This window comes from Paenibacillus sp. JT31N17, from assembly GCF_056269255.1.
On sequence record NZ_JBWDNP010000017.1, the window covers coordinates 30,674 to 42,991 of the forward strand.

Genomic DNA, 12,318 nt, shown 5'->3' on the forward strand with positions numbered 1-12,318 from the left:
TGTGGTCGGCATGAACGCTATGCATAACGATACCAAACCGCAATTCCCCCAGCAGGAAGCTGGGGGATTGCGGGGCAAGCTGCGGGAATACGGCATCTCGGGAATGATGCTGAGTCCGTTTTTGTTTAATCAATTCGTCCTGTTTGCCGCGACGGCTGTCATCGTCATCCTGATCGCCTTCACCTCGATGGACTCGGCGCTGCGCTTCGATTTCAGCGGGCTGACGAATTTCCGCAAAGCGCTGATCGACCCCAAGGTCGGGCTCATTATCGCCAATACGGTCCTCTTCGTCATATCGACGCTGGTCATACAGATCGCCTGGGGATTTGTCATTGCGGTAACGACCACCCATTATGTGCGCAATCAGACGGTCGGTTCCCTGTTCAGAACGATCTGGCTGCTTCCCCGCGTATCGCCGGGCGTGGTCGAGGCGCTGCTCTGGACATGGATTCTAAGTCCCAGCAAGTACGGTGTGCTGAATACGATCATGAATGCCTGGTACGGCTGGGAGCCTGTAGCCTGGCTGGATAAATACCCGATGCTGATCAATATTCTGCTGTCGGGAGTCATGGGATCTACGCTGTCCATGATCGTATTCTCTTCTGCGCTGCAGGCCGTGGACAAATCCTATTTCTATGTAGCCCGCGTGGATGGAGCCACCGAATGGAGCATTCTATGGAAGCTGATCGTTCCTTTTCTCCGGTGGCCGCTTACCTTTCTTGCGGTATGGCAGGGGCTCGGCCTGCTCACCAGCTACGAATCCATCCTGCTGCTGACCGACGGCGGGCCCGCCAACCGTTCGGAAACCTGGGCGCTCTACGCATTCCATACGGCGTTCTTCACATTGGATTTTGGCTATGGCTCGGCAATCTCGCTGTTCATACTGCCCATCATTGTCATTGCCATGGTGGTGTCGTACCGGTTGTTCGGCTTCCGCAAATTAATGGGAGGCGCCCGCTGACGGGCGACGAAAGGAGGCTTTATACATCATGCCAGGCAAAACGGTTGAAGCCGGTACACTGCCGGTTCGTCCGGTTCGATCGGAGAGCTTTACGCCGCCGGTCCGGATCGGACGCATCAGGGGACTGCCCAATCTATTATCGATCGTCCTGTTGACCATTGTGACGGTACCGCTGCTGTTTATTTATGTATGGCTTATTCTGATTTCATTCGGCGGCGAGATGGTCAACGGCATCATGCCGCATGGCTTTACCTTTCAGAACTGGAGCTTCCTCTGGTCGGAGCTTAAGGTGGACGGCATGGTCTATCCGAGCATCTGGGGCATTTTTGCCAATACGCTGATCATTGCCGTCGGCTCCTCCGTGCTGGAGGTGTCCGCCGGCCTGATGGCGGGCTATGTCATTTCCCGCGCCAATTTCCCGGGGAAGAACGGACTGCTGCACTCCACGATGCTTACTCATGCCTTCCCTGCCGTGACGTCGCTGATCGCTTCCTTCTATATTCTCAACGAGCTGGGGCTGATCAATACGCTCGGCGGCATCATTCTGCTGAAGGGCTTTGCCGGACTCGGCATGTCGACCTGGATTATCAAGGGCTTCTTCGACGATGTGCCCAAGGAGCTCGAATGGGCCTCCAGCGTAGACGGCAGCAGCCGGATCAAGACGTTCGTGGCGGTCTATCTGCCGCTCGTCTGGCCGGGGATCGTGGCGGTCTCCCTGTTCGCTTTTCTGAGCGGCTGGGGCGAATATATCATGGTTTCGGTTTTCTTGTTTGACGACAATATCAACACGCTTTCGCTGATCGTCCGGAGTCTGTTCTCGGAGACGTCCACGGCAAGCTATGGCGTCGTGATGGCAGTGGGCAGCTTCTATATGCTGCCATGCCTGATTCTGTATTTCTTCTCCCAGCGCGCGCTGATGAGAATGAAAATGTAAAGGAGGCTTCGTCATGCGCATTGAACTGCAGCATGTTTCCAAACGCTACGAAGCGGAAGCGCCGTCCGTCAAGGACCTGAGCCTGTCGGTGCAGGACGGCGAGCTGATGACGATTCTGGGCCCCAGCGGCTGCGGCAAGTCCACCACGCTGCTGATGATTGCGGGTATCTTCCCGCCTACGCAGGGAGATATCCTGTTCGACGGGCACCGGGTGAACAACGTGCTGCCGAAGGATCGGAGAATCGGCATGGTTTTTCAGAATTCCGCCCTGTATCCGAATATGAATGTTCTGAAAAATATCGAATTCCCGCTGAAAAATATGGGCGTTGCCCGCAGAGAAAGAGTGCAGCGCTCCGAAGAGGCGGCGCGGATGGTGCAGATGAGCGATTATTTGCGGCGCAAGCCGGGCCAGCTCTCCGGCGGACAGCGCCAGCGGGTTGCCATTGCCCGGGCGGTTGTGAAACGGCCGGGGCTGCTGCTGCTCGATGAGCCCTTGTCCAGCCTGGACGCAAATCTGCGGGGAAATATGCGCGAAGAAATCAGGCGGCTGCAGAAGGAGCTGGGCATTACAACCATTATGGTCACGCATGATCAGGAGGAGGCTCTCTCCATGTCCGACAAAATTGCCGTGATGAACGCCGGGGAACTGCAGCAGATCGGCACTCCGCTTCAGCTGTACAACGCTCCTGCAAACTGGTTCGTCGCCAATTTTCTCGGCATGCCCGCAATGAATGAATTGATGTGCAGCTGGAGCGCCGACGGCTGCCTGCAGATAGCAGATACAGGCCAGACTATTCCCGTCAATGGCGGCTCCGGGCTCAGCGCTCTGCATCAGGGTCAACAGATGCGGCTTGCCTTCCGTCCCCATCAGGTCTCGCTGATCACGGCAACCGACCAATTCAGGGAAACCGATTTAAGAGGCAGAGTCGCTTCGGTTGAATTTACCGGAAGAGAGCGCCTCGTTCATATCCGGATTGGCGATACAGCCATAAAGGTGTATGCCGATATGGCCGAATCTCTTGATGAGCATCAGGAAATCGCCATTCGGCTGGACGCCGATTACTACCTGTTCGACCGGGAATCGGGCGAGAACCTCAGGCTGCCCGCCGCGGGCGGACAGCCGAAAATAAGTGAAACGGGAGACATGCCTTTTGTTAAACAAGCAGCCTATTCCCTCTAATCAACAAACCGGGCAAAGCATCCCGATCCGCTGGATCGTCTCCGATCTGGACGGTACGCTGCTTGATTCCAGACAGCAGATTCCTCCCGAGCTTGTCCGGCGCATCGCCCGCTTCACCCAATCGGGCGGACGCTTCACTTTCGCTACAGGAAGAACCTTGAGCGCGGCCATGCCGTTTATCTCGTTGCTTCAGGTGACATCACCCGTTATTTTGTTCAACGGCGCCCGCATCTATGATCCGGTCTCGGGCACCTATCTGACGGAGCACTATCTGGAACCGGCCGCAGTCCGCCATGTTATGCGCATGTACGAGGAGGCCGGTACCGCCGGTCACCTCGATCTGCTCCTGTTTCACCAGGAGGGTATATTCACTACAGCTATATCGGAGCAGGTAAAGCAGCAGATGCGCAAGGACGGCGTCGTCATCGAGAAGGCATCGCCGCTGTGGATGGAGTCCATCTCCGGCAAAGTCACCAAGCTTATGCTGCTTGGGCCAGAAGCCGAAATTATCAGCTTTCAAAAAGCCGCATCCGCAATCCCCCTTAATACCGTTCAATCCGAGCGGCAGCTGCTTGAGGTGCTGCCTTCCGGGATCAACAAGAGCATTGCCTTGTCGGCGATGATTCGTCTGGTCGGAGCGGAAGCGGACGGCTTCGCCGCTGTCGGAGATAATCTGAACGACCTGGAGATGATCGGATCGGTCCGCAACGGGTTTGCCGTTGCGAACGCCAATCCCGTCGTCAAGGCCGCCGCCGCGCATGTGCTTGCCCGCAGCAACGAGAAATCGGCGCTGCTTGATGTCATTGATTTTGCGGAGTCTACCTGGCCGTCCGGGCATGGATGGCCGGGTACCTGACAAAACAATTAAAAGGAGATGCGACAACGATGATGACCCCTACCAATCATGCGATTTTATCCAAATACGAGCTCCCGCCGGGAACGATATTCCCCAGCTCCGCTCCGCGCTACCCCAACATCTGGGTTCTGGTGCATGAGTCGCTGGCAGCCAATTACAGGGCCGCGATTACTCTGGTTATGCAGCTGCTTGAAGAATGCACCGACATGTATAATGATTTCGGCTATGCGCATACAGGCGAAGGCTGCGACGCGTTTGCCCGCAGACGGGGCCTTCAGCCCGTTCATCTGGGTCCGGACGGCGCAAGAAGCCACGATCACTGCGTGCATCTGCGGTTTTATTACTCCCCGCTTTACGCCGGAAATCCGGTCGAGACTGCTGAGGGCCGCTATTATCAAGTGGCTGCCAGCGTTCACTATGAGGTTGACCGTCCCAAGAAGTTCCATCCGTATGTCGACGAATGCCCGTATTGCGGATGCACAGGCGAATATGAGGCCTATATGGGCGGCACCATCAAGGATAAGAACGAGAAGGTTCACGATCCGCTTGGCGTAGAGCTGATTCTATACGGCACCATCCGGGGCGAAGCCCTTGTCGCCTACGACGGGTTGAAACGCCTGGACGACAAGTACGACGTCCGCATAAGCGAAATCATTCCGGGTCCGGACCGGCCGGATATCACGACCGCCAAGGTCGGCGTTGTTTTTCTGGCTCCCCGCAAGTAACGGTTCCAAGGAAATGATAGAGGGAGGAAATGAGATGAGCAAGCTTCGTTATGGAATTATCGGGATCGGCAACATGGGATCCGGTCATATCAAACTGCTGCTGGCCGGTAAAATTAAAGGCGCCATACTGACAGCCGTATGCGACTTGTTCGAGTCCAAACGCGAATTGGCCCGAAAGCATCTGCCGGATGTGAAAGTGTTTGAAAATTCTACCGCGATGATCGCTTCCGGACTCGTGGATGCGGTTATCGTGGCCACTCCGCATTACGATCATCCTTCGGAAGCGATCAAGGCTTTTGGCAAAGGCATGCATGTTCTGATCGAGAAGCCTGCAGGCGTCTATGTCAAGCAGGTGCGCGAAATGAATGAAACTGCCGCGAAGAGCGGCACCAAGTTCGGTATCGTCTACAACCAGCGGATGAATCCGCTCTATCAGAAGCTCCGCGAATTGATCTCCTCCGGAGAGCTCGGGGAAATCCGCCGGACCAACTGGATCATTACGAACTGGTACCGCTCGCAGGCTTATTACGATTCCGGAACCTGGCGTGCGACCTGGGGCGGCGAGGGCGGCGGCGTTCTGATCAATCAATGCCCGCATCAGCTTGATCTGTGGCAGTGGACCATCGGCATGATGCCGACAAGGATTCGCGCATTCTGCCAGATGGGCAAGCACCGCGACATCGAGGTGGAGAATGATGTGACCGCCTACGCGGAATATGAGAACGGCGCTACAGGCGTCTTTATTACTTCAACGTCGGAGGCTCCGGGGACCAATCGGCTGGAGGTGTCGGGCGACCGCGGCAAAATCGTCATCGAGGATGGAAAAATGACCTTCTGGCGGCTTCGTGAATCGGAGACCGAATTCAATAAACGCAATACCAGCTCCTTCGGTTCGCCGGAGGTCTGGAAGTTCGAAATCCCCGCTCAAGGTCCGAGCCCGGAGCATGCCGGCATCCTCCAGAATTTCACGGATGCGGTGCTGCATGGAGCGCAGCTGGTTGCCCCCGGCGAGGAAGGAATTGACGGGCTGACGATTTCCAATGCCATGCATCTGTCCACCTGGCTGGACGGCTGGGTCGATCTGCCATTTGACGAGAATCTGCATGAGTCCGAGCTGAATAAGCGTATCGCGAGGTCCAGCTTCCAGAAGCAGACAAGCCCGGAGACAGCAGACAAGCCTGCCGGTCTTTAGCGGTACGTTTAACCATCTATCGTCGTTTAATTGTGCTGCTCCTTTCCGCCCCGATGGACAAATTGAAACCGAGGAGTGTTTTCCATTATGAAAAAAAGCCAAATAGCCGCCCAATTATATACAGTGCGTAATTTCACGAAAACTGCCGAGGATCTGGATGCTTCCCTCAAAAAGATCAAGGAGATCGGGTATGAGGCGGTGCAGGTATCCGGTATTGGCCCCATTGAGCCGGAGGCTGTCCGGGAAATGTGCCAGCGGCACGGTTTGACGATTTGCGCAACGCATGTTCCATTTGACTGGCTGCTTCATGATCTGGAGTCCGTTATGAAGGTTCACCAATCCTGGGGCTGCCGCTACGTCGGAATTGGATCGATGCCTTCCGAATTCAGAACCGGCCTGGCAGGCTATCAGGAAATGGCCCGTACTCTGTCCGGTATCGGCGCGAAGCTGTCCGAGGCGGGACTTAAGCTTATTTATCATAATCATAAGTTCGAATTTGAGAAATTTGAAGGCAAGCCTGGTCTGGAGTGGCTGCTGGATGCATCGGATGCCGCGCATGTCGGATTTGAGCTGGATACGTATTGGGTTCAAGCAGGAGGAGCCGATCCCGTGAAATGGGTCCGCAAGGTTGAGGGGCGGATGAAGGTCGTTCATTTGAAGGATATGGCGATCGTGGACGACACGCAGGTGTTTGCAGAGATTGGCCAAGGAAATATGGACTGGCCAGCCGTTATCGAGGCATGCCGGGAGACGGGCGTAGAGTGGTATGTCGTAGAACAGGATAAATGTCCGGGAGACCCTTTCGAAAGCCTGGCGGTCAGCTATCGCACCCTCAGCAGTTGGGCTGACTAACACCGGATATATTCCATTTTCAAGCCCGAAAATGCTGATTCATAATAAAATTCGATCACCTTGATAACAGAACTTTATCAGCCGCGGGGTATTAACATGATAAGATAACAGTAATGCTACAGATCGGAAGTGTTCACTCATGACGTTCTCCTGGAAGCGCAATCTGTTGGTCTTATGGGTCGGTTCCTTCTTCGTCAGCACCGCTTACTCCGTTTCGATCCCCTTCCTTCCCATTTTCCTGCACGATCAGTTGGGCGTGCAGGATCACCTTGAAACCTGGACCGGCATTACCTTTGCCATCACCTTTCTCGCCGCCGCGCTAATTGCCCCTTTCTGGGGATCGCTTGCCGACCGCTATGGGCGGAAGCCGATGATGATCCGTGCGGGCATCTGCCTGACCGCCACCTATCTGCTCTATTTTCTCGTGCAGAATCCCTACGAGCTGATCGCCGTGCGTATTCTGGAAGGTCTGTTGGCGGGATATATTCCGGCTACCGTCGCCCTGGTCGCAACCAACACGCCGGAAAATCATGCGGGCTACGCGCTCGGTATTTTGTCCACCTCTACCGCTGCGGGAGGCATTATCGGTCCTCTTGCCGGCGGTCTGGTCAGCCAGTGGATCGGCAATCGCGAAGCTTTCATTGTCTCGTCCGGGCTTGTCTTCATTGCCTTCTTCATCGCGATCATCTGGGTGAAGGAGGTTAAAATAACGCCGTCCACCACGCGGCGGAAAATATCCGCAGACTTGAAGGAAGGCGCGTCGAACCGCGGACTGATGGTCCTTTTGGGCATCACGCTGGCTGTCTCCACGTCCGTGATGATCATCGAGCCGCTGTTGACGGCGTATGTGCTGAAGCTGGGGGCCTCCGAAGGGTCGGCCACGCTCAGCTCAGGCATTATTTTCTCATCGGTCGGTATCGCGACGTTAATCGCCGCTCCGATATGGGGCAAAATCGGGGGAAGGATCGGCTACGGGAAGGTTCTCCTCATCGGATTGGCGGGTGGAGGCATCGGCAATTTGCTGCAAATCGCGTTTCATGACCTGGTCAGCTTCGGGGTTTTACGCTTCGTCTACGGCTTCTTTTTCGCCGCCGTCTACCCGGCGATCAGCGCATCCATCGTCCGTGCGACGGATTCCGGCTTTCGCGGCCGCGCCTTCAGCCTGAATCAATCGGCTACCCAGATGGGGTTGATGCTAGGTCCGGTGACCGGCGGATTATTAGCCAATTTGATCTCCATTCCTGCCGTTTTTCTAATCAATGGCACCTGCATGCTGGTCATTGCCGTACTGGTCAGGAACCGAACATTCTCCTTCAAGCCGGTTATCCCCGGCAGCGCCGATGCCGATGCTGCCGCCAATAAAAGCAAGGCCGCGACATAACGCCGCGGCCTTGCTTTATTTTAATCCGCCTGCCCTTGGAGAATCGGCAGACGGATAACGAAGGAGGTGCCTTTGCCGGGATTGCTCAGCACCTCGACGCTGCCTTCGTGCTCATCGAGAATCCATTTGGCTATGGATAATCCAAGACCCGTACCGGGCGTAACCCCTCTTGAGGTATCGGCACGATAAAACCGTTCGAATACATGGGGAATCTCGTGAGCTGCCATGCCGATGCCGCTATCGCTGATCGTGAAGACAATATGGTCCGCTGTCGCGGAGGATTGGAGCTCAACCCAGCCTTTCAGGGTGAATTTGAATGCATTGTCAAGAAACAGGAACAGCAATTGTTGAAGATAATCCTTATCGCCTGCAAGATAAAGACCCTCCGGCACCTCCAGGTTTTCTACCCTGAAATGAACCGATTTGGGGATTAATTGCGCTTTTCTTACGACGGCTTCTACAATTGGCTTGACTTCAAAGCTGTTTTTTTGTATTTGCTGCCCCGCATCCGCTCTTGCAAGGAGCAGAAGATCATTAACCAATCTCCTCATCCGGTTGGCTTCATCTACGATGTCATTAAGCGCCTCCACAGACAGCTCCATCTCATTTTTGTCCGTCAGGCGGTTTGGCGTTCCATTGCAAGCCGTCCATATTTTCTGAAGAAACTCGGCATTTCCGCTAATCGTCGTGAGCGGAGTTCTCAATTCATGGGAGGCATCTGCCACAAAGCGGCGCTGATTCACATATAATCTGTCCAATTCGGCGTAATTCGTCTGAATGCGTTCAAGCATTCCGTTAATCGTTTTGCTTAACAGACTGACCTCATCTGCGGCGTTCTGAAATTGCACTCTTTTGCCCAAATCTTCGCTGCTTTGGATTTGCTGCGTCTCTTCTATTAAAGTGTAGATGGGTTTCAGGGACCGCCTGGCTGACAGCCACCCGATGTACGAAGCCAGGATTACAACCAGGAGCGAGAGGGAAACGAGAAGAAACCGCAAAATCGATAAAAATTTGCTTATAACGCCTATATTATAGGCCGACTGTATGACCCCAACTACGTGATCGTCAAGCATCAATGGATCATTATATATAAGGAAGAGCGAATGCTGGACTTTTGTAGTGACATAATAGCCCTGCTTCTTCTCGTCAAGCGTCTTATGGGAAAAGGGCAGCTCGACCGTTCCCAGGTTTATTGACCTTTCTTGAGCGCCATTGATCAGATTGACCGCCTGGATATACATACCTGTCTGTACTGTATCGAATTTGTCCAATCGGATGGATAGGTCCCAGCCTGAAGGGTCAACCTCCACCATATATTTCACATTTTCCTGAAAAGCATTGGTTTGAGCCTTAAGCGACGACTTCAGATCGTTAAAGATATAGAGCTGCAAGAAGCTGTATAAAGCAACGCCAAACAGGAGCAAAGTGGAAGCCAGGATGCATGAATATAATAAAGTCAACCTCAAGCGGATTGTCATAAAGTCCTCCGATTGCTTTTCCTTTATTATCCAACCCCTAACTTAAAGCAACCTTAACAGAACATAAAAAAAGAGGAGCTGCTCCGAAGCAGCCCCTCCATTCCATACATGCACCATATACTGCTCAACCGGCTCCCATGTCCATTTCGGCTTTGACCGGCGGGCCCGCCTGCGCGTGCTCCGGTGCTTTCTGGTTCATGATCGGCATCATGACCAATGCGCCGAGAAGGAACAGCAGTCCTGAGCCGGTATAGATCGATACCAGCGAGAACGCATCCTTCAACACGCCGGCAAATGACATGGAGACGACCATCATGCCGACGAACATAGGATTCAGCACCCCGTTCACCCTGCCGACAATGGAGGCGTGCGACCATTTCAGGATCATCGTGCTGATCCCGATATGAATGCATGGGAATACGAGCCCGTTCAGAAACTGCACGGCAAGCGTGATTGGCACGCTCGTCGAATACCCGACAACGACCGTGCAGACGGCGCCAACCAGCATCCCGATGGCAAGCAGGAGCTGCGGTGCGACACGCTTCGCGAAGACAGCTACGATCCCGCCGCCGATCAGCATGGCGACACCATTGACCATCAGCAGGTATTGCAGAAATTCCTCATCCCTGCCGAGCCGCTCCGTGACGATGAACAGATTGAGCGCCTGGGCAATGCCCACGGCGAGACCGGCCAGAACGAACGCCAGTCCGAGCATCCGAAGCACCTGACTCTGCCAGACATAACGGAAGCCCTCGACGAATTCTTTGCGGAACTGACCTTTTACGGCCACTGCCCGCGGCTCCGACTTATCCTGGGGCAGGCGGAACAGGACGAGAGCGGAAAGCAAAAAGACCACGCCCATAACCGCTATTGACGTTTCCAGTCCAAACGTACTGTAAGTAAAGGTACCAATCATCGGCCCAAGCACCATGAAGATTGCCATCAGCGACTGGAACAATGCCATCCCTTGCTGCAGCTGCTCTTCCGGCACATGCTGCTTGAACAGCCGCATGCCTGAAGGCTGCGAGAACTGCGAGAGAATGGCCGAGATAAATGCGACCAGGTAAACGGACTGCCAGGATCCGAAATGAATGGTCAGCAGCACGACGAACACCGATACCGCGGACAACGTGTCGCACCAGATCATGGTCAGCTTCGGCTTCCAGCGGTCGGCGAACGTGCCTCCGATGAACGAAAATACGAAAATAGGCGCGAACTCCGCTATGCTGATCAGCGATATCGCGTACGGATCGTTGTTCGTTCTATCCGCAACGTACAGGAGAATCGCGAAATTACGCACCCAAATGCCGAGCTGCAGCAGCACATTGGATAATAGAATCGTCTGCAGGAAACGATTGCCGAGAAGACTCGGCGCGGCAGCGCTTTTCTGTTGTGTATCCAAACTTATTAACCTCCTCTTTCATTCATATCCTAAAATGTATTGGAAACTCATCCAGGGATCTTGTGAATTTTTCCACATATGGTTATTTACAGCTCACTTTTTCCCCATCCCTAATTATACGTTTCTCCAGCCCGTTTTCCTCCTTCCTGGGACTGATTTGATTAATAAAAAACTTTGTCATTATTCACACCGTATCCAATTGCTCCGAAAGCGATGTCCAATTATTCTCGATCCAATGTATTTCATCGATAAACCGGCCAAGCAGCCCGCGCAGCTCGCTTTCCGCGCGAACCTCCGTACGGAGCCACCAGAGGGATTCGATCAGGTAAAGCATGCGCATCCCCCGGGTGAGCGTGCCTTGCGGCACTTCCAGTTGTTCACGGTACCCGTCCATAAACGCCCGGGCTGCCTCCATCCGCATCCGGCCGTCCAGCAAAGCCCCCGACAGGACTGCACGGGCCACATCGATTTCCTGGTACGCCATCGACATGCGGTCAAAATCGACAATGCCGGCCAATCCCTGCTCATTCAGCACCATGTTATCCACCCACAAATCCCAATGCAGCCATCCCGTCGTGCTTGATTCAAACATACGAAAATCCATTGACCATACAATGGCCTGTGACCGCCTGAGCCACTCCATCACAATCTTATCTTCCGCCGCCAGCGCCTTTTCCCAGTTGTCCTGCCATTCTCTTTGATAGGCGTCCTTGTCCGGCTTCCAGGCAGGCTTGTCCAACGGCGGTACGGACCGCAGCCACTTATGCATTCGCCCGGCCGCCGCGCCTAATTCAAACATTTGAGCGGCATTCAGGCACCCGGCTTGAGCCGTGTACCCGTCCACCCAATCCAGTACCGTATAAAACAAGCCCGAAGGCGTTTCCTGTATGAACTGCCCGTTGAAAAGGTAAACCCCTGGACATGGTATTCCGGTGGCGCTCAGCCCGTTCTGCAGCTGGAGCGTCTTCTCGATTGCGCTTCTTCTCTCGGGACGCGCATGCAGCTTGTAGCGCTCCGGATGATAATACTTGACAAATACCGGTCCTTGGTCCGTCATCATCTTCCACTTGACGTTGAGCCAGCCCTTATCGATCGGCGCCGCTTCCCTCACCGATAGTCCAAACTGGTTCTTAAGATGATCCGCGATTTCTGCTGCCCAGTTCTCTTCCACATCTTGAGTCATAAACTGCAAACCTGTCCCTTCAACCATTAGATTGTGATGCATGACGTCCCCTTGCGGCAGCCTTCCATCGATCTTCCATTGTACATGATTAAGCAGAACGATGCCGCATCCGAGTAATTGTCCAAGTCCAAAAGGTCTCCTATCGGCAAAAGCGTGAGGAGGCTGCCGCCTCAA

Annotated in this window: 10 protein-coding genes and 1 pseudogene; 8 read left to right on the forward strand and 3 right to left on the reverse strand. The window is 54.3% G+C overall.

Features of this window, described 5'->3' with window-relative positions; translation table 11 throughout:
- The first annotated feature begins 10 nt into the window (after positions 1-10).
- The 8 genes and pseudogenes from AC0YOB_RS32280 to AC0YOB_RS32315 form a co-directional block, all read left to right on the forward strand.
- Positions 11-961, forward strand: a complete 951-nt coding sequence (locus AC0YOB_RS32280; RefSeq protein WP_210045770.1) for a carbohydrate ABC transporter permease — start codon at positions 11-13, stop codon at positions 959-961.
- 28 nt (positions 962-989) lie between these two features.
- Positions 990-1,895, forward strand: a complete 906-nt coding sequence (locus tag AC0YOB_RS32285) for a carbohydrate ABC transporter permease (RefSeq protein WP_210045771.1) — start codon at positions 990-992, stop codon at positions 1,893-1,895.
- 13 nt (positions 1,896-1,908) lie between these two features.
- Complete coding sequence (locus AC0YOB_RS32290; protein WP_475796279.1) at positions 1,909-3,075, forward strand: ABC transporter ATP-binding protein; 1,167 nt, start codon at positions 1,909-1,911, stop codon at positions 3,073-3,075.
- A complete protein-coding gene (locus AC0YOB_RS32295) occupies positions 3,047-3,931 on the forward strand; it encodes an HAD family hydrolase (RefSeq protein WP_475796280.1) in 885 nt (294 codons plus the stop codon). Before AC0YOB_RS32290 ends, AC0YOB_RS32295 begins: the two co-directional genes overlap by 29 nt.
- A 29-nt stretch (positions 3,932-3,960) precedes the next feature.
- A complete protein-coding gene (locus AC0YOB_RS32300) occupies positions 3,961-4,656 on the forward strand; it encodes a hypothetical protein (protein WP_475796281.1) in 696 nt (231 codons plus the stop codon).
- Positions 4,657-4,690: 34 nt separating this feature from the next.
- Positions 4,691-5,848, forward strand: a complete 1,158-nt coding sequence (locus AC0YOB_RS32305; protein WP_475796282.1) for a Gfo/Idh/MocA family protein — start codon at positions 4,691-4,693, stop codon at positions 5,846-5,848.
- Positions 5,849-5,935: 87 nt separating this feature from the next.
- Entirely contained in the window at positions 5,936-6,700 is a 765-nt protein-coding gene (locus tag AC0YOB_RS32310) for a sugar phosphate isomerase/epimerase family protein (protein WP_475796283.1), read from the forward strand.
- Positions 6,701-6,830: 130 nt separating this feature from the next.
- Positions 6,831-8,081: pseudogene (locus tag AC0YOB_RS32315) on the forward strand (MFS transporter); the annotation flags it as partial.
- A gap of 20 nt (positions 8,082-8,101) precedes the next feature.
- Here the strand turns inward: AC0YOB_RS32315 and AC0YOB_RS32320 are convergent.
- From AC0YOB_RS32320 to AC0YOB_RS32330, 3 genes are all read right to left on the reverse strand, one after another.
- Complete coding sequence (locus AC0YOB_RS32320; RefSeq protein WP_475796284.1) at positions 8,102-9,559, reverse strand: sensor histidine kinase; 1,458 nt, start codon at positions 9,557-9,559, stop codon at positions 8,102-8,104.
- A gap of 124 nt (positions 9,560-9,683) precedes the next feature.
- Positions 9,684-10,961: an MFS transporter gene (locus AC0YOB_RS32325; protein ID WP_475796285.1), complete on the reverse strand. Its 1,278-nt coding sequence runs from the start codon at positions 10,959-10,961 to the stop codon at positions 9,684-9,686.
- Positions 10,962-11,145: 184 nt separating this feature from the next.
- Entirely contained in the window at positions 11,146-12,318 is a 1,173-nt protein-coding gene (locus tag AC0YOB_RS32330) for a phosphotransferase enzyme family protein (protein WP_475796286.1), read from the reverse strand.